Origin of the sequence: Kluyvera sp. 142486 (assembly GCF_046569695.1) — a bacterium.
Classification (GTDB): domain Bacteria; phylum Pseudomonadota; class Gammaproteobacteria; order Enterobacterales; family Enterobacteriaceae; genus Kluyvera.
In genome coordinates this window covers 445,581-463,932 of sequence record NZ_JBKHUI010000001.1, presented here as the reverse complement: position 1 = coordinate 463,932, position 18,352 = coordinate 445,581, and the positions used below count along the sequence as shown (strand labels likewise).

The following is an 18,352-nucleotide window of genomic DNA, read 5'->3' as shown; positions in this document are numbered from 1 at the left end:
TAGAGAATAATCACGTTGGGTGCGTTTGAACTCAGTCATCATCACGTTCTCCGGATTTAAGTCAGGAACGTGTCAACGCTATTCAGGACGGGTCAAATGGATAAAAAAAGCCGACCTCTGGGTCGGCTTTTTTTATTGCGGTTGCTGGATGGCGACACGGTGTGTCTTATCCGTCCTGCAAACGGCGTGTAGCCCGGTCAAGCGAAGCGCCGCCGGGGATAGCACTCAGGCAAAAATCGTCATCAGATACGCCGCAAACAGCGCCAGATGCGCCGCACCGTTCAGCACGTTGGTACGCCCGGTTGAGAACGAAATGTGGCACAGCACCAGCGAGGCGACCATCACAATCATCTCCGGCATGCCAAGACCAAACATCAGTTCATTCCCGGTCATATAGGCAATCAGCGTCACCACCGGCACCGTCAGCGAGATAGTCGCCAGCACCGAGCCAAAGAACAGGTTCATCGCGCGCTGGACCTGGTTGTTCAGCACCGCCTTCAATGCGCCCAGCCCTTCAGGGGAGAGAATCAGCAGCGCCACCAGGAAGCCGGTAAAGGCAACCGGCGCATTCATGCTGGTCAGCAGTGTCTCCAGCGGGTTGGCGTTCATTTTGGTGACCGCGATAACCGCAACCAGATGCACAATCAGCCATACCGCATGCCACAGACTGCTGTGTGCCGACGGTTTACCGTGATGCGGGTCGTCGTCGTCGCTGTCATCTTCATGCTCGTAGACGAACAGGCTCTGGTGCGTTTTGGTTTGAATAAGCAAAAATACGCCGTACATGGCGGCAGAAATGAGGGCTACCAGCAGCGACTGGCCAATAGTAAAGTTAGCGCCCGGCAGCGAGGTCGGGAATACCAGCACAATAATAGCCAGCGGGAACAGGGCAATTAAATACTGCTTAATACCAAACAGGTTCATATATTGCGTGGCAAACTTGCGCCCGCCGAGCAATAACGAGAAGCCGACTAAACCGCCGGTCACAATCATAATGATGGAGTAGAGCGTATCGCGCATCAGCGTTGGTGCGGCATCGCCCGTCGCCATCAGCGCTGAGATTAAGCTTACCTCAAGAATAACCACTGAAAGGCTTAAAATCAGAGAGCCGTAGGGCTCGCCTAAACGGTGTGCGAGAACGTCCGCGTGGCGAACAACGCTAAAGGCGCTGCTCAGAATACCCACCAGCGCCAGGGCATTGATGGCGATAACCACTGGCAATGACTGGCTGCTTCCCCAGAAGGCCAGAATTGCCAGCGCCACCAACGGGAAAATGAGCGACGTCTCCTTATGGCGAGTTTTCACCGCCTCTTGTACGTGGGTCATGTTTGTCTCCATATCTGCAGGTATTTATAATTATAGAAAAAATCAGCTGCGTAAATTAACAAATTTTTCCACCAGGATTGCGATCTTTTACTAAAGTTTACCCATAGCGCCATTTTTTCTAATAGATGGCTATAATATAAAATACTGACTAAATATTTTTTAAATAACAGCGTATTAATGCGCTGGTTTTCCTATTTTACTTATCGGTAAAACCGGCTTGAGCAGCGGAGAGCAATGGGAGACAAATTGCATCCTGAACCATAAAGCTGGATAATATTTCATCAAAGACAGCTCCGGAGGTCGCCATCCGTTCCCGTAAGAACGCATGTAAAGCAGGGAAGAGAAGTGGCGGTGGAGGTTTAAAGTGTTAACGCGTGATTTCTTAATGAAGGCGGATTGTACAACGGCGTTTGGCGCCATTGAGGAATCTCTGCTTTGGTCTGCTGAACAGCGTGCGGCGTCGCTGGCGGCGACGCTGGCCTGTCGGCCAGATAATGGGCCGGTATGGATTTTCGGCTATGGCTCTCTGATGTGGAACCCGGCGCTGAATTTTAGCGAGTCGGTAACCGGTACGCTGGTGGGCTGGCATCGGGCATTCTGTTTGCGCCTGACGGCGGGGCGCGGCAGCGCCTGTCAGCCAGGGCGTATGCTGGCGCTGAAAGAGGGCGGGCGTACCACAGGAGTGGCTTACCGTCTGCCGGATGATGAAATTGAAAACGAGCTGTCGCTGCTGTGGAAGCGAGAGATGATCACCGGCTGCTACCTGCCGACCTGGTGCAAGCTGGCGCTCGATGATGGCCGGACGGTCAATGCGTTGGTGTTTATTATGGACCCGCGTCATCCGTTGTATGAGTCTGATACCAGCGTGCAGCTGATCGCACCGCTGATTGCCCGTGCTAGCGGACCATTGGGAACCAATGCGCAGTATCTCTTCTCGCTGGAGCAGGAGTTACAGAAGCTGGGAATGCCGGACGACGGCCTGAATGAGCTGATTAACAACGTGCGGCATCTGGTGGCTGGGAAGTAGGTCAATAAAAACCCCGGAAGTGCGTGCTTCCGGGGTGAATCATCAGGCGGCAACGTAGCTGATGGAGTGTTCAAGAGACTGGCTGTGGCTGTCGATCAGCACATTCCAGGTGCCACTGTAAGGCACGGTCAGATACGCTTTCTCTTCGTTCTGCACGCTTAAAATATCGGAACCGCTGCTGCTGGTACTCTTCTGCGTGCTCATTAAATGAATATGGCAACGCTCTGAACAACGCACCACTACCGTATCCCCACCAAATAACGTCAAACTTGCCTTTACCATCGCCAAAATACCCCGCTGCAAATGAGTCTGCGCACTCCCTACGCCTTAATCCTGCCTGTGATGTTGTTCACAAATCACTCACCGCATAACACCAAACCCTGACCTCACCGATGCTGATTTTGATCAAAAAATGCCGTAACACTTCAACAAAAATGACAATGTCCCTGAAACCATTCAGCTATCGTGATAAAGATGTGAGGGATGTCGCAAAGGTGAAATAATATCCTTTAAATGGCTCTGATTTTAGCGGGCTACGCTGATGGGGGCGTTGGCGATACCAAATTAGAAGGTCAGCACTTTGTCGGCCGCCAGCGTCCACTGGGCCAGTTCTACCAGCGTGCCAATCTCGACGCCGTCAATCAGCGGCAGGGCGGTGATGCCGCGCCCGTCGGTGCAAGTCTTACACAGTTTCACCGGCACGCCCTGAGCGGTGAGAATTTCCAGCATCTGCTGAATGTTGTAGCCTTCCGCCGGTTTCTGCCCGCGCAGGCCCGCCGTCACGGCATCAGACATCAGAAAAAGCTGCAGCTGCAGATCGTCCTGCTGCTCGCGCAGGGCAATGGCTAAACGCAGGCTATTGAACAGGGATTCGCTGCCGTAGGCAGCACCGTTGGCGATAATGACGATACGTTGCATCTGAACTCCTTTAAGGCACGGTTATTGCTAGACGTTAGGATGGTAAGAAAATCCTCTAACGGGAGAGCGCATGATAAACCGTGAAGATGATACACCCGGCGCTATCGAGTGGTTTCGTTACGCGCGTCAGGTGCAGAAAGTACAGCTCCGGCAGCTGGCGCAGCAGGGGCAACTGGTTAGCCAGCTAAGCCACGTGGTGCACATGTTACAGTGTGAACGCGGGGCATCCAACATCTGGTTATGTTCACAGGGGCGATTGTACGCTGCCGAGCGTCGCGCCAGCGCCGCGCTGGTGGATGAACAGAACCGTCAACTGCTTGCCCATCTCAAGCCCCAGTACTTACCCTCCGCCAGCGGTTTATGCCAGCGTATTGCCCGAGCCGTCTGGTCGTTGGAGCAGTTACCGTCGCTGAGAGAGAGCGTTGCCAGCCTGCAGGTCTCGGCGGAAACGGCAACCAGCCAGTTCAACCGCACTATCCGCCATCTGCTGAATATCATCCCGCAGCTCAACGACAGTATCGATGACCCGACGCTCGCCGGGCGGCTGGTGGCGCTGTACAGCTTTATGCAGGGAAAAGAGCTGGTGGGTCAGGAGCGCGCGCTGGGGGCGCAGGGGTTTGCGCAGGGCAGCTTTAGCAGCGAGTTGCGCCAACGCCTGGTGGATCGTATCGACGGTCAGCAGCCCTGCTTTGACAGCTTTTTATCGCTGGCGACCAGCCCGCTCAAGATGCTGTTTTATACCGAATGTCAGGCGAGTATCGCCATTGAACAACTGCGGCGCATTGCCTGTACTCGCCAGCCCCCGGCGGATGACGGTGCCAGCGCGCTGCGTTGGTTTCAGCTGCAAACCCAGCGTCTGGAGCAGATGCGCGGGCTGGAAGAGGCGCTGATTAGCGAGCTGATGTCGGCGGTGGATGACCTGCTGCTCGATGATGAAGAACGGCAGGCGCTGGATCCGACTGGCGACGATCCGGCTAGTGATAACCTGATGCTGCATCTCGACCGCCAGCTTCTGCCGCTGGTGCGCCAGCAGGCGAGGGAGCTGGAGCAGCTCTCCGGCCAGTTGGCCTCGCTCAAGGATACGCTGGAGGAGCGTAGGTTAATTGATAAAGCCAAAAGCGTGCTGATGACCCATCGGCAGATGAATGAAGAACAGGCCTGGCACTGCCTGCGCAAAATGGCGATGGATAAGAACCAGCGTATGGTGGAAATTGCCCGCGCACTGCTGGCGGTGAAAGCGCTGTGGCAGAACGAACCGGCATCGCCGTTGCACAATGAACGGGCATGAATGCCTTGCGTCGGTGCAAAAACAGCGATCGAGCGCACGTTTTTCCCCGAATATCACGGTCTGAAAACTGGCATCTGAATTGCATTAGTTAAGTCAGAAAGTAAATAGTCGGTGGCGGGCCAATGGCGGCCTGTACACCACGAGGATAAAGGCGTCCTGCAATGCGTAAGCATTGCCGGGCGCTTTTTTTTTGCATTCGGGAGCGAGTATGGGCGAAACGGTTTCACTATCACGGCGACGTCTGTTGCAGGCGGGAGCGGCACTTGGCGGCGCTATGCTGCTGCCTGGCATGACTCAGGCGGTCTGGGCTGCAGGTTCCGATAAGCCGGAACTAGAGACGGTTAAGGTGGGCTTTATTCCGCTGACCGACTGTGCGCCGCTGGCGATTGCCTCACTGAAAGGCTTCGACAAAAAGTACGGCATTACGCTGGTACCGAGCAAAGAGGCCAGCTGGGCGGCGGTGCGCGACAAGCTGGTTAACGGCGAGCTTGACGCGGCGCATGTGCTTTACGGCCTGCTGTACGGGCTGGAGCTGGGCGTGGCGGCGAAACCGCAGCCGATGGCGAACCTGATGACCCTCAACCGAAACGGTCAGGGGATCACGCTGTCGAGCGATCTGCAGGAAAAGGGCGTCACCAACCTCGGTGCGCTGAAAACTCTGGTCGGGCAAAGCGCGCCGGGCACCTATACCTTCGCCCACACCTTCCCGACCGGCACCCACGCCATGTGGCTCTATTACTGGCTGGCGAGCGGCGGGATCAACCCGTTTGACGATGTGCGCACAGTGGTGGTGCCGCCACCGCAGATGGTGATGAATATGCGCATCGGCAACATGGTCGGCTTCTGCGTCGGCGAGCCGTGGAACGCCCGCGCCATTAACGATCGCATCGGTTTTACCGCTGCCACCAGCCAGGACATCTGGCCGGAGCATCCGGAAAAAGTGCTCGGCGCGCGCCGTGACTGGGTGGACCAAAACCCAAATACCGCGCGTGCGCTGGTAGCCGCGTTGATGGATGCCGCCCGCTGGATTGACGCCTCTGACGATAACAAACGCGAAACCGCGCAGATCCTCTCTCATCGTGGCTGGCTCAACACCAAAGAACAGTACCTCACCGGGCGAATGCTGGGGGAGTACGACAACGGTATCGGTCGCCGCTGGAAGGATGCGCACCCGATGCGCTTCTTCGAACAGGGTGAGGTGAGCTACCCGTGGCTCTCCGACGGCATGTGGTTCTTAACCCAGTTCCGCCGCTGGGGCCTGCTGAAAAGTGACCCGGACTACCTGGCCGTCGCCCAGCGCATTAACCGTATTGATGTCTGGAAAGAGGCGGCGCAGGCGGTTGGCGGCGTTGCCGTCCCAACGCAAACCCTGCGCAGCAGCAAGTTAATCGACGGTTCTGTCTGGACCGGGGCTGACCCCGCTGGATACGCCCGCAGTTTCGCCATTCAACGTACAGGGGCATGAGATGAACACCAAAACCAAACCTATCGATGCGCCAGCACCTGCTGGCGAAGTGATCGCCATGCCGCCGGTGCAGGTTCGCCGTAGGCCACCTGCGCTGCGCCGCCATCTTCGTGAGCTCGCAGAGCGCACGATTCCAGCGGTGCTGGGGCTGGGCCTGCTGGTGCTGGTCTGGCAGCTGGCCGCCGTCAACAGCAAAGGTTTTCCGACGCCGCTCAGTACCCTGGACTCGGCGATAACCCTCTTTTCTGACCCGTTCTACAACAACGGCCCCAACGACGTCGGCGTAGGCTGGAACGTGCTGGCCTCGTTACAGCGCGTGGCGGTGGGCTTTGGCCTCGCGGCGCTGGTGGGTATTCCGCTTGGCTTCCTGATCGGTCGTTTTACCTTTGCCTCGCGCATGTTCACCCCGCTGATTGCGCTGCTGCGCCCGGTCAGCCCGCTGGCCTGGCTGCCAATTGGCCTGCTGTTGTTCCAGAAAGCGGAACCCGCCTCCAGCTGGACGATTTTCATCTGCTCCATCTGGCCGATGGTGATTAACACCGCCGAAGGGGTGCGCCGCATACCGCAGGATTATCTCAACGTGGCGCGGGTGCTGAACCTATCGGAGTGGACGGTGATGCGCAAAATCCTCTTCCCGGCAGTGCTGCCGTCGGTGCTCACCGGAGTGCGGCTGTCGATTGGTATCGCCTGGCTGGTCATTGTCGCCGCAGAGATGCTCACCGGCGGGCTGGGTATCGGTTTTTGGATCTGGAACGAATGGAACAACCTCAACGTCGAAAACATCCTTATCGCCATCGTCATTATCGGCGTGGTGGGGCTGCTGCTGGAGCAGGGGCTGATGCTGATTGCACGTCGTTTTAGCTGGCAAGAGAAATAGGAGCACATCATGAAACCATTAATTCAGGTCCAGGCCGTGAGCCAGCGTTTTCATACCGCCAGCGGTGAGTTTCTGGCCTTACAAAACGTCTCTTTTGATATTCACGAAGGGGAGACCGTTAGCCTGATTGGCCATTCGGGCTGCGGTAAATCGACGCTGCTCAACCTGATTGCTGGCATTACCCTGCCGACCGAAGGCGGGCTGCTGTGTGACAACCGCGAAATTGCCGGGCCGGGGCCGGAGCGGGCGGTGGTGTTTCAGAACCATTCACTGCTGCCATGGCTGACCTGCTTTGACAACGTGGCGCTGGCGGTTGACCAGGTGTTTCGCCAAACCATGAACAAAGCGGAGCGTCGAGAGTGGATTGCGCACAACCTTGACCGCGTCCAGATGGGCCACGCGATGGACAAACGTCCAGGCGAGATCTCCGGCGGCATGAAGCAGCGCGTGGGCATCGCGCGAGCGCTGGCGATGAAGCCAAAGGTGCTGCTGATGGACGAGCCGTTTGGTGCGCTGGATGCGCTCACCCGCGCCCATCTTCAGGACTCGGTAATGCAAATTCAACAGTCGCTGAACACCACCATCGTGCTGATTACCCACGACGTTGATGAAGCCGTGCTGCTCTCTGACCGCGTGATGATGATGACCAACGGCCCGGCGGCCACGGTGGGTGAAGTGCTGGAGGTGAATTTGCCGCGACCGCGTAACCGCGTGCAGCTGGCGGATGACAGCCGCTATCACCACCTGCGCCAGCAGATCCTCCACTTCCTTTACGAAAAACAGCCGAAAGCGGCGTAAGGGGGTTCTATGCGGCGACTGGTGATGATCGGCAACGGGATGGCGGCGACCCGGCTAGCGGAAATGCTGGTCACGAGTGCGCCAGGAGCGTTTGCGATAACCCTTATCGGTGATGAACCGCATCCGGCCTACAGCCGCATTCAGCTCTCTCCGGTGCTGGGTGGGGAAAAGGATTTTAGCCAGACGCTGCTACAACCGGCGCAGTGGTATCTCGACCATCACATCACGCTGTACCTCGGTGAAACGGTGCAGACGGTTGATGTGCAGACGCGCCGGGTGACCACCACCCAGCGTGAGCTGGAGTGGGATGAATTAGTGTTCACCTGCGGCTCGCAGGCTTTCCTGCCGCCGCTGCCGGGCATCGACCTGCCGCACGTTTTTGCCTTTCGCACCCTGGCTGACGTGGAGGCCATTCTTGCCACGCCGGGCGATGCGGTGGTGATTGGCGGCGGGGTGCTGGGAGTGGAAGCCGCCGCCGCGCTGCGACTTAGAGGTGACGCCGTCACTTTGATTCATCGCAGCGGACGACTGATGGAACAGCAGCTAGACGAAATGGCGGGCGAGCTATTGACCCAGCGATTAGCCGAACGCGGTATCGACTGCGAGTTGAGCGCCGGTATTGCGCAGATTACGCCAGACGCGGTGGTGTTAAACACCGGGCGCGTCATTCCGGCAACCCGCGTGGTGATGGCAACCGGCGTGCGGCCCAATATCGCGCTGGCGCAGCAGGCCGGAATTCCCTGTCAGCGCGGCATTGTGATTAACCGCCAGCTGGAAACGGGTATCCCCGGCGTCAGCGCCATTGGAGAGTGCTGCGAAATTGACGGACAAACCTTCGGCCTGGTCGCGCCCTGCATGCAGCAGGCGGACGTGCTGGCAGCAAGGCTCTGCGGCAACCCACGGGCCGATTTCCACTGGCAGGACCGTGGCACCCGCCTGAAGGTGACCGGCATCGACCTGTTCAGCGCCGGGCGGGTTCGGGCCATCGACGGGGATTGTCAGTGGTCATCCTATGACCCGCAGACCGGGCACTATCGGCGGCTGCTGGTGGCAAACGGCCAGTTGGCCGGAGTCCTGCTGCTTGGCGACTGCACCAGCGCCGCCGCCTTTACCGATTTATTGCATACCGTCCAGCCCGCACAGGCGAGCTGGATATTCGGCCCCTTTACCACGCAGCCGTCGGCTGCAGGAACGCATACCATGACAAAACCAACATTAGCGGTCGTCGGGCACGGGATGGTCGGCCACCATTTTCTTGAGCAGTGTGTCAGCCATCAGTTGCATGAGCAGTATCAGATTGTGGTACTGGGCGAAGAGCGTTATGCCGCCTATGACCGGGTGCATCTGTCGGAATATTTTGCCGGTCGCAGCGCGCAGTCGCTCTCGATGGTGGCGGAGGATTTCTTTGCTGATAACGGCATTGAGCTGCGCTTGTCGCAGCCGGTAGCGGAAATTGACCGCGAAGCCCGGATTATCCGCGACGCTGAGGGACATGAACTGCACTGGGATAAGCTGGTGCTCGCCACCGGCTCATACCCGTTCGTGCCGCCAATCCCCGGCAACACGCTACCCGGCTGCTTTGTCTACCGTACGCTGGACGATCTTGATGCGATTGCCGCCTGCGCCAAAACGGCGAGCCGCGGCGTGGTGATCGGCGGCGGCCTGTTGGGGTTGGAGGCGGCAAACGCGCTGCGCCAGCTGGGGCTGGAGACTCACGTGGTGGAGTTCGCGCCGAATCTGATGGCGGTGCAGTTGGATAACGGCGGTGCCGCCATGCTGCGGGAGAAAATTACCGAGCTTGGCGTAAGCGTGCACACTAGCAAAGCCACCACCGAGATTCGCCAGACGGACGAAGGGCTCATGCTGCAGTTTGCCGACGGTGAATGTCTGGTTACCGATATGGTGGTGTTCTCGGCGGGGATTCGCCCGCAGGACGCGCTGGCGCGCAGCAGTGGCATCCGCCTGGGTGAGCGCGGTGGCATCGCGATTGATAACCAGTGTCGCACTTCCGATAGCGACATCTTTGCCATCGGCGAATGCGCGCTGTGGGATAACAAAATCTATGGCCTGGTGGCGCCCGGCTATCAAATGGCGCGGGTAGCCGCCGGGGCGTTGGCAGGTGAAACGAGCGAATTTACCGGGGCGGATATGAGCACCAAGCTCAAGCTGCTCGGCGTCGACGTGGCCTCATTTGGCGATGCGCAAGGGCGCACCGCCGGAAGCCAGAGCTATCAATGGGTTCACGGCCCGGAGCAAATCTATAAGAAGATTGTGGTCAGCGCGGATGGCAAAACGCTGCTCGGCGGCGTACTGGTAGGTGATGCCAGCGACTACGCCACGCTGCTGCAAATGATGCTCAACGATATTGCGCTGCCGTCGCACCCGGAATCGCTGATCCTGCCTGCGCTCTCCGGCAGCGCGCCGAAAGCGCTTGGCGTGGCGGCGCTGCCGGACAGCGCGCAAATCTGCTCCTGTCACAACGTCAGCAAAGGCGATATCTGCCATGCGGTGAGCAACGGGGCCAGCGAGATGGGGGCCATTAAAAGCTGCACCAAAGCGGCCACCGGCTGCGGCGGCTGTAGCGCACTGGTCAAACAGGTGATGGAGTATCAGCTGGCGCAGCAGGGCGTGGAGGTGAAAAAAGACATCTGCGAACACTTCCCGTACTCGCGTCAGGAGATCTATCACCTGGTGCGCGTCAACCGAATTCACACCTTTGAACAGCTGATTGCTCGCTACGGCCACGGCGACGGCTGCGAAATCTGCAAACCGCTGGTGGGGTCGGTGCTGGCCTCCTGCTGGAATGAGTACCTGCTGAAGCCCGCGCATTTGCCGCTGCAGGACACCAACGACCGCTACTTTGCCAATATCCAGAAAGACGGCACCTATTCCGTGGTGCCACGTATGCCTGCCGGCGAGGTAACGCCGGACGGGCTGATTGCCATCGGGCAGATAGCCAAACGCTACGCGCTATACAGCAAAATTACCGGCGGCCAGCGTATTGACCTGTTTGGCGCGCGGCTGGAGCAGCTTCCCGCTATCTGGCACGAGCTGGTGGAGGCCGGTTTTGAGACCGGACATGCCTACGGCAAGTCGCTGCGCACGGTGAAATCCTGCGTCGGTTCAACCTGGTGTCGCTATGGGGTGCAGGATTCCACCGGGCTGGCGGTAACCCTGGAGCACCGCTATAAAGGGCTGCGCGCGCCGCACAAAATTAAAATGGCGGTCTCCGGCTGCACCCGAGAGTGCGCGGAAGCGCAGGGCAAAGACGTTGGGGTGATTGCCACCGACAAGGGCTGGAACCTCTATCTGTGCGGTAACGGCGGGATGAAACCGCGTCATGCGGATCTGTTCGCCAGCGACCTCGACGACGCGACGTTGTTGCGCACCATCGACCGTTTTCTGATGTTTTACATCCGTACCGCCGACCGTCTGCAGCGCACCAGTACCTGGATGGATAATCTGGAAGGTGGGCTGGAGTATCTGCGCAGCGTGATCCTCGACGATTCGCTGGGCATTGGCGAAGAGCTGGAGCAGGAGATGGCGCGGGTCATCGATAGCTACCAGTGCGAGTGGCAAACCACGCTCAATGACCCGCAGCGCCTGACGCTGTTCCGCTCTTTCGTAAACAGCGACACGCCAGACGAAGCGGTGCAGCGTGAAACCGTGCGCGGGCAGCCGCAGCTGTCGCCCGTCACCGTGATGCCGACGCTGGCAGGCAGCCGCAAGCCGTGGCAGGCGGTGTGTTCGCTGGAAGATATCCCGGCGCAGGCTGGGATTGGCGCGCGGTTGGGCGAGATGCAGATTGCACTTTTCCGCCTCAACGGCCACGTCTATGCGCTGGATAATCAGGAACCCGGCAGCCAGGCTAACGTCCTGTCGCGCGGCCTGCTGGGCGATGCCAGCGGTGAACCGATTGTTATCTCACCGCTCTATAAGCAGCGTATTCGCCTGCGCGACGGTCGCCATCTGGAGAGCGGCGAGCCGGTGGTGCGCGCCTGGCCGGTGAAAGTTGAAGGCGGCAAAGTGTGGGTCAGTAGCCAGGAACTGGTGATGCGCGCGGAGGCTTCATGACAGAAACCCGAACAACGTGCCCTTACTGCGGCGTTGGCTGCGGGGTGCTGGCTACGGTGATTGACGGCGAGGTCAGCGTGAAGGGTGATGAGGCACATCCGGCAAACTTTGGCCGCCTGTGCGTGAAGGGCTCGGCGCTCGGCGAAACCACCGGTCTGGAGGGGCGCTTGCTGCATCCGTCCGTTGACGGCCAGAATGTCAGCTGGGCGCAGGCGCTGGATGCGACCGGTGAGCGGCTACAGGCGATTATCGACGAGCACGGCCCGCAGGCGGTGGCGTTTTATGCCTCCGGACAGCTGTTGACCGAGGACTATTACGCCGCCAATAAGCTGATGAAAGGCTTTATCGGCGCGGCGAATATCGATACCAACTCGCGGCTGTGTATGTCATCGGCGGTGACAGGCTATAAACGTGCGTGGGGCGCGGACGTGGTGCCATGCAGCTTTGAGGACGTAGAACGCAGTGACCTGGTGGTTCTGGTAGGTTCCAACGCGGCCTGGGCGCACCCGGTGCTCTATCAGCGACTGGTGCAGGCGAAGCAGCAAAACCCGCAAATGAAGGTCGTTGTTATTGACCCGCGTCGTACCGCCACCTGCGATATTGCCGACCGCCATCTGGCGATTGCCCCCGGCACGGATGCCGGGCTATTTGTTGGGCTGCTACATGCCATTGCCGAGCGCGGTGCAAAGGTGGACGATTTTACCGATGCGCCCGCCGCGCTTGAGGCGGCACAATCCTGGAGCATTGAGCGCGTGGCGGCATTTTGCGGGCTGCCCTTCGCGGAGGTCGCCGCGTTTTATCAGGACTTTATTGCCGCCCCGAGGGCTATCACGCTCTACACCATGGGTATAAATCAATCCTCCAGCGGCAGCGACAAATGCAACGCGATTATTAACGTCCACCTTGCCAGCGGCAAATTTGGTCGCGAAGGCTGCGGCCCCTTTTCGCTGACCGGGCAGCCAAATGCGATGGGCGGTCGCGAGGTGGGCGGGCTGGCGACGATGCTGGCGGCGCATATGAACTTCGAACCTTCCGACCTCGCCCGGGTGGCGCGTTTCTGGGGTACCGAGCGGCTGGCGCAAACGCCGGGGCTGATGGCGGTGGATCTCTTCGCTGCTATCGGGCGCGGTGAGGTGAAAGCGGTGTGGATCATGGGCACCAACCCGGCGGTATCACTGCCGGACAGCCACGCGGTAAGCCAGGCGCTGAAGCGCTGCCCGTTGGTGATTGTCTCCGAAATTGCCGCGCAGACGGAAACCTCGCAGTACGCACATATTCGCTTCCCGGCGCTGGGCTGGGGGGAGAAAAACGGCACCGTGACCAACTCCGAGCGGCGTATTTCGCGCCAGCGGGCGTTTCTGCCGGCCCCCGGCGAGGCGCGGGCCGACTGGTGGATCATCGCCCGCGTTGCCGAGCGCCTGGGCTGCGGTGCGGCGTTTGCCTGGCAGCATCCCCATGAGGTCTTTAGTGAACATGCGGCGCTCTCCGGTTTTGAAAATGACGGCCAGCGGGCGTTTGATATCAGCGGGCTTGCCGAATTAAGCCGCGAGGCGTGGGATGAACTTGCGCCGGTGCGCTGGCCGGTCAGCCGCCGTAACGTCTCGTTGGATCTGCATCGTGGCTGGCGAGAGGATGGAAGGGTGCGTATGGTGCCGGTCACACCGCGCGGCATGCTGGCTCAAACACAGCCGCTCTATCCGCTGATCCTCAACAGCGGGCGTATTCGCGACCAGTGGCACACCATGACCCGCACCGGTAGTGTGCCGCGCCTGATGCAGCATATTGCGCAGCCGATAGTGGAAGTCTCGCCGCAGGATGCTGCGCATTTTGCGCTGTTACCGGGCGGCCTGGCGCGCATCAGTTCGCCGCATGGCGTGATGGTGGCGAAGGTGGTGGTGACGGAGAGTCAGCGCCGTGGCTCGCTGTTTACGCCGATGCACTGGAACGACTGCTTTGCCCGTCAGGGGAAGGTAAACGGGCTGGTGGCCTCGGTGGTCGACCCGCACTCCGGGCAGCCGGAAAGTAAGCAGACCGCCGTGCGCATCGCGCCGTGGCAGCCGTTGTGGCAGGGTGAGCTTTACTCCCGCAGCGAAGTGCCGCTGCCGGGTCATCTGCACTGGTGGCGTAAAGCCGCGCCGGGGCTGCACCACGTCACCCTCTGCGGCGATCGTCTGGTACAACACGAGATACTGGCCTGGTGCCAGCAGCAGGGTTGGCAGGTGCAACTCGCCAACGCTGGCGATATCTGGCATTTGCTGGCGTGGCAGGACGGACGCTTGATGCTCGGCTTCTGGAGCGGCGATGCGCTACCGGAAGTGGATGATGCATTAGTGTGCCGGGCGTTTAATGAGGCGCCACAGACGCTGGCGGCGCGTCATGCGCTGCTGAGCGGCCAGGATCTGGCACGTCCGGCGGTGGGGAAAATTGTTTGCAGCTGTTTCAGCGTTGGTGAAAAAACCATCCTTGAAGCGATTGAAAAACAGGGCTGCCGCACGGCGGGCGAGCTGGGCGAACGGCTGAAATGCGGCACCAACTGCGGATCCTGCATACCGGAGCTGAAGGCGCTGCTCGCCAGCACGGCAATGAAGGTGACGATTTTATGACCTTCAGGCAATTCTTATAAGAGGCCACCAGGGCTGAACCCTGTCCGCAAAGGCGCTAGACTAATGGCTTTGGGGCTGATTTTTTCAGCCTGCATTGAAGCTGGCTATGAGGTTGTGGTTTTGTCTTTGCGTTTTTACTCGTCATTTTTCGTGCTGCTGGCGTTAACCAGCACAAGCGCGTATGCGCTGACGTCGTTTGTCGAAGAGGCGGAACATCCCTTCGATAATCAGGCCGATAGCCTGCCGGATCTGAGTATCGCCCCGGAAAATCATGACGCGGAGAAACACTTTGCCGAGATGGTGAAGGCCTTCGGCGAAGCCAGTATGACCGATAACGGTTTGGATACCGGCGAGCAGGCGCGGCTATTTGCCATGACGCAGTTGCAGGACAAGGTTAACGGCCAGATGAACCAGCAGCTCGAAAGCTGGCTCTCTCCTTGGGGCAATACCAATATTCAGCTGCTGGTGGACGATCAGGGCAAAATGACCGGCAGCCACGGAAGTTGGTTTGTACCGCTGCAGGACAATACGCAGTATCTCACCTGGAGCCAGCTTGGCCTGACGCAGCATGACGAAGGGCTGGTGGGTAATCTGGGGCTGGGACAGCGCTGGGTCACCGGGCAGTGGCTGCTTGGCTACAACACCTTTTATGACAGCCTGCTCGATGCCCATCTCAATCGCGGCGGGCTTGGCGCGGAAGCGTGGGGCGAAAACCTGCGTTTTTCGGCGAACTACTACTATCCACTGCACGATTGGCAAAACAGCGGCACCACGCTGCAACAGCGCATGGCGCGCGGCTATGACCTGACCGCACAGGCATGGATCCCGGCTTACAATCACATCAACACCAGCCTCAGCGTCGAGCAGTATTTTGGCGACAGCGTCGATCTGTTTCGCAGCGGCACGGGCTACCGTAATCCGGTCGCGGTCTCGCTGGGCCTGAACTACACCCCGGTACCATTATTTACCTTCAGCGCCCAACATAAGCAGGGGGAGAGCGGGGTAAATCAGAACAACCTCGGCATGAAGGTCAACTACCGCTTTGGCGTGCCGCTGAAGAAGCAGCTTGCCGCCGATGAGGTGGCGCAAACCCGCACGCTGCGTGGCAGCCGCTACGATGCGCCAGAGCGTAACAACCAGCCTGTGATGGAGTTTCGTCAGCGCAAAAGCCTGAGCGTGTATCTCGCTACTCCGCCGTGGGATCTCACGGGCTACGAAACGGTGGCGCTGAAAATTCAGGTTCACGACGAATATGGGATCAAATCAATCAGCTGGCAGGGCGATACCGAAGCCTTAAGCCTGACGCCGCCAGCCGCGGGCAACAGCACCGATGGCTGGAGCATTATCATGCCGGCCTGGGATCCGACGGAGGGGGCCAGCAATATCTGGCATCTGTCGGTGGTGGTGGAAGATGGCAAGGGCCAGCGCGTCACCTCGAATGAGATCACGCTGGCGTTGACCGAACCTGTCGTCAGCTTTGCCCCGCAGGGCAATAGCTGGTTGGAGATGACGCCGTAGCGGCGATTTTCAGAAAATACGTTCCTGGTGCACCCACACGGCGGCTTCGACGCGGGATTTCAGCTTCATTTTCTTCAGCATATGCTTCACGTGAACCTTCACGGTGCTTTCCGTAATGTCCAGACGGCGGGCAATCATCTTGTTTGGCAGACCCTGGGCAATCAGCTTGAGAATATCGCGCTCGCGCGGGGTCAACTGGTTGATGTCGCGGTCAGAGGTGGCGCGGTTGGCGCGCAGGCTGGCAGCCAGCACCGGCGTTAACGCTTCGCTCAAGACCATCTCACCGGCGGCAGCCTGTTGCAGGGCTTTCAGCAGATCTTCCGGCTCCATATCTTTCAGCAGGTAGCCATCAGCACCGCGTTTGAGCGCGGTAACCACGTCTTCTTCATGGTTGGACACGCTGAACACCACCACACGGCCAGACAGTGATTTCTCACGCAGCTTGTCGAGGGTTTCCAGACCGTTCATGCCAGGCATGTTGAGATCGAGCAGAATCAGATCGGGATCGAGGGTTTCTGCCAGTTCGATTCCTTGTTCACCATTGCTGGCTTCGCCTACAACCTGAATATCTGATGCCATACTGACCAGCTGTTTGACACCGGTACGCAGCATAGGGTGATCGTCAATTAACAGGATAGTAGCCCGTTCCTGATTACTCATGGGTATCTCCTTGGGGAGTAGAAAGCGATTGATCGGGGACAAACGTAACCACGACTTCCGTGCCGCCGCTTTCACGACGACGAACCTGGCAATCGCCTCGCAGGCTTTGTGCGCGGTCACGCATAATAATAAGGCCATAATGGTTGCTGCGTTCGGCGTGCAGCGGGACGCCACAGCCGTTGTCGGCCACCACCAGTTTGACCTGGTTTTTTTGTTGGGTAACGCTGACTTTCACTTCTGTCGCCTGCGAGTGTTTAAGCGCGTTGCTTAAAGCCTCACGGGCAATCTGCAGCAGGTGAATGGCCTGGTGCGACGGTACGTAGCGCGGCGGTAACTGATAGTCGAGCTGCACCGGGAAGCCGAAATGGCTGCTGTACTCCTGGCAGCTGGCTTCCAGCGCCGGGCGCAGGCCGGATTCGGTCAGCTTCAGGCGGAAGGTGGTCAACAGTTCGCGTAGCTGCGCCCACGAGGTGTTGAGTTCATTACGCACCTGGCTCAAGAGTTCGCGGCTTTCCGGAGACGACTGCTCTTTTTGCATCATCTGCAGACAGCTGACCTGCATCTTCATACAGGAGAGCGACTGGGCGATGGAGTCGTGAAGCTCGCGGGCAATCGTTGAGCGCTCTTCCATTACAATAAGCTGCTGCTGGCGCTCCAGCTGTTTATCCAGCGCCAGCGTCGAGGTAATTTGCTCGAGCAGGGTATCAACCAGCTGCTGCTGATCGTGGCTCAGTTCGTGGCCGTGCGGCAGGGTTGCCAGCAGGATGCCGTACTGGTTACGCGGGTCGGTCAGCCGCCATTTTAGCGTGATGCCGTCATGGGCTGCGGTATCGACGTCGCGTGGGCAGAGGTAGCAGCCTCTGTCGTCGCACTCCCAGCCGGAGTGGCAGCTAAATTCCTGATGGTTATCTTCATCTTCGGTATCGTAAACCCGGACTTCAATTTCCCGCAGCGGGGTGAGTTCCTGAAGGCCATTCAGCACCGGAGAGATACGTTCGCACAGCGGCGCGCTGGAGTGCAGGCGGCGGTTAGCCTGCCACAGGAAGGAGAGAATGGCATTCTTTTGCTCCAGACCGGCGGTTTTCTCCTGCACGCGACGCTCCAGTGAGGCGTAGCTTTCCGCCAGTTCGGCGGACATATTATTCAGCGCCATGCCGAGGGTCGCCATTTCGTTGCGACCGCTAATTTGCGCACGATGGGTGAAATCGCGGTGGCTGATAGCATCGGCCATGCGCAGCAGCTGTCGCCACGGGTGCAGCAGCCGTGTACGCAGCCAGAAGACGGTAAAGATCAGCAGTACCGCCATCAAAAAGGCCATCAGACGGTGCATCCACACCACGTGGGAAATGCGCTCTTCGGTGGTGTGGTCGAAAACCGTCACCAGTTGATTAATGCGATCGACGAATCCGGCGGTATCATCTATGACGTCATCCGGATTTCTCGCCTCACGAATGTCCGGGCTCAGATGCTTCAGCCAGTACTGCTGGAGTTCGTGAAGCTGAGTTACCTGACCATCGCGCTCGGCGGCCAGCTGTAATTCTGGGCTGAAGACGGTTTTTTGCATCTCAGCGAACAGCGGCTCGTCGTTCTGTTCCACCGGGATTGCGGCCAGCAGGCGGTAGCTCTGCATACGCAGCGAACCCGCCTGGTTAATGGCGTGCGCGCTGCCCTGGACGCCGTTCACCAGGCGTGCGGAAATCATCATACTCGCCACGCCGATGAGGGTGGACAGCAGTACGATGAGGGCCAGTTGATTCACCAGCGTGAGTGGTGTAAAAAAACGTCTAAACATGGTGCG

General features: G+C 59.0%; 13 protein-coding genes. 8 read left to right on the top strand and 5 right to left on the bottom strand.

Annotated elements, in window-relative coordinates; translation table 11 throughout:
* Nucleotides 1-225: 225 nt before the first annotated feature.
* Complete coding sequence (gene chaA / locus ACLGE8_RS02265; RefSeq protein WP_410996073.1) at nt 226-1,326, bottom strand: sodium-potassium/proton antiporter ChaA; 1,101 nt, start codon at nt 1,324-1,326, stop codon at nt 226-228.
* A 364-nt stretch (nt 1,327-1,690) separates the two neighbouring features.
* On the opposite strand from chaA, the gene ACLGE8_RS02260 reads away from it, so the two are divergent.
* Nucleotides 1,691-2,353, top strand: coding sequence for a gamma-glutamylcyclotransferase (locus ACLGE8_RS02260; protein ID WP_395594390.1), 663 nt, complete (start codon nt 1,691-1,693; stop codon nt 2,351-2,353).
* 42 nt (nt 2,354-2,395) lie between these two features.
* Here the strand turns inward: ACLGE8_RS02260 and ACLGE8_RS02255 are convergent, their stop codons facing one another.
* Nucleotides 2,396-2,641, bottom strand: a complete 246-nt coding sequence (locus ACLGE8_RS02255) for a DUF1883 domain-containing protein (protein WP_185669711.1) — start codon at nt 2,639-2,641, stop codon at nt 2,396-2,398.
* 276 nt (nt 2,642-2,917) lie between these two features.
* Entirely contained in the window at nt 2,918-3,271 is a 354-nt protein-coding gene (locus ACLGE8_RS02250; RefSeq protein ID WP_035891545.1) for a DsrE/DsrF/TusD sulfur relay family protein, read from the bottom strand.
* Nucleotides 3,272-3,341: 70 nt separating this feature from the next.
* On the opposite strand from ACLGE8_RS02250, the gene nasR reads away from it, so the two are divergent.
* From nasR to ACLGE8_RS02215, 7 genes are all read left to right on the top strand, one after another.
* A complete protein-coding gene (gene nasR, locus ACLGE8_RS02245; protein WP_410996071.1) occupies nt 3,342-4,559 on the top strand; it encodes a nitrate regulatory protein NasR in 1,218 nt (405 codons plus the stop codon).
* Between the two features lie 208 nt (nt 4,560-4,767).
* Nucleotides 4,768-6,024 (top strand): CmpA/NrtA family ABC transporter substrate-binding protein, encoded by a 1,257-nt coding sequence (locus ACLGE8_RS02240; RefSeq protein ID WP_410996069.1) that lies wholly within the window; start codon nt 4,768-4,770, stop codon nt 6,022-6,024.
* Nucleotide 6,025: 1 nt separating this feature from the next.
* A complete protein-coding gene (gene ntrB / locus ACLGE8_RS02235; protein WP_185669715.1) occupies nt 6,026-6,901 on the top strand; it encodes a nitrate ABC transporter permease in 876 nt (291 codons plus the stop codon).
* Between the two features lie 9 nt (nt 6,902-6,910).
* On the top strand, nt 6,911-7,699 hold the full coding sequence (locus ACLGE8_RS02230; RefSeq protein ID WP_333010437.1) for an ABC transporter ATP-binding protein: 789 nt from the start codon (nt 6,911-6,913) through the stop codon (nt 7,697-7,699).
* A 9-nt stretch (nt 7,700-7,708) separates the two neighbouring features.
* A complete protein-coding gene (nirB, locus tag ACLGE8_RS02225; RefSeq protein WP_410996067.1) occupies nt 7,709-11,773 on the top strand; it encodes a nitrite reductase large subunit NirB in 4,065 nt (1,354 codons plus the stop codon).
* Entirely contained in the window at nt 11,770-14,376 is a 2,607-nt protein-coding gene (locus ACLGE8_RS02220) for a molybdopterin-dependent oxidoreductase (RefSeq protein ID WP_410996065.1), read from the top strand. The genes nirB and ACLGE8_RS02220 overlap by 4 nt, the downstream gene beginning before the upstream one ends.
* 63 nt (nt 14,377-14,439) lie before the next feature.
* On the top strand, nt 14,440-15,894 hold the full coding sequence (locus ACLGE8_RS02215; RefSeq protein ID WP_410996063.1) for a YchO/YchP family invasin: 1,455 nt from the start codon (nt 14,440-14,442) through the stop codon (nt 15,892-15,894).
* A gap of 9 nt (nt 15,895-15,903) precedes the next feature.
* Here the strand turns inward: ACLGE8_RS02215 and narL are convergent, their stop codons facing one another.
* Together narL and narX are read right to left on the bottom strand one after the other, a co-directional pair.
* Nucleotides 15,904-16,554 carry a two-component system response regulator NarL gene (gene narL, locus ACLGE8_RS02210; RefSeq protein WP_035895589.1) on the bottom strand — a complete coding sequence of 217 codons (651 nt, stop codon included), beginning with the start codon at nt 16,552-16,554 and terminating at the stop codon, nt 15,904-15,906.
* Nucleotides 16,547-18,346, bottom strand: a complete 1,800-nt coding sequence (narX, locus tag ACLGE8_RS02205) for a nitrate/nitrite two-component system sensor histidine kinase NarX (protein ID WP_410996061.1) — start codon at nt 18,344-18,346, stop codon at nt 16,547-16,549. Before narX ends, narL begins: the two co-directional genes overlap by 8 nt.
* Nucleotides 18,347-18,352: the final 6 nt, after the last annotated feature.

Excerpts from the sequence above, each read along its gene's own strand:
- chaA (WP_410996073.1), bottom strand. The coding sequence starts at position 1,326 with ATGACCCACGTACAAGAGGCGGTGAAAACTCGCCATAAGGAGACGTCG.
- ACLGE8_RS02250 (WP_035891545.1), bottom strand. The coding sequence starts at position 3,271 with ATGCAACGTATCGTCATTATCGCCAACGGTGCTGCCTACGGCAGCGAA.
- nasR (WP_410996071.1), top strand. The coding sequence starts at position 3,342 with ATGATAAACCGTGAAGATGATACACCCGGCGCTATCGAGTGGTTTCGT.
- ACLGE8_RS02240 (WP_410996069.1), top strand. The coding sequence starts at position 4,768 with ATGGGCGAAACGGTTTCACTATCACGGCGACGTCTGTTGCAGGCGGGA.
- ntrB (WP_185669715.1), top strand. The coding sequence starts at position 6,026 with ATGAACACCAAAACCAAACCTATCGATGCGCCAGCACCTGCTGGCGAA.
- ACLGE8_RS02230 (WP_333010437.1), top strand. The coding sequence starts at position 6,911 with ATGAAACCATTAATTCAGGTCCAGGCCGTGAGCCAGCGTTTTCATACC.
- nirB (WP_410996067.1), top strand. The coding sequence starts at position 7,709 with ATGCGGCGACTGGTGATGATCGGCAACGGGATGGCGGCGACCCGGCTA.
- ACLGE8_RS02220 (WP_410996065.1), top strand. The coding sequence starts at position 11,770 with ATGACAGAAACCCGAACAACGTGCCCTTACTGCGGCGTTGGCTGCGGG.
- ACLGE8_RS02215 (WP_410996063.1), top strand. The coding sequence starts at position 14,440 with ATGGCTTTGGGGCTGATTTTTTCAGCCTGCATTGAAGCTGGCTATGAG.
- narL (WP_035895589.1), bottom strand. The coding sequence starts at position 16,554 with ATGAGTAATCAGGAACGGGCTACTATCCTGTTAATTGACGATCACCCT.
- narX (WP_410996061.1), bottom strand. The coding sequence starts at position 18,346 with ATGTTTAGACGTTTTTTTACACCACTCACGCTGGTGAATCAACTGGCC.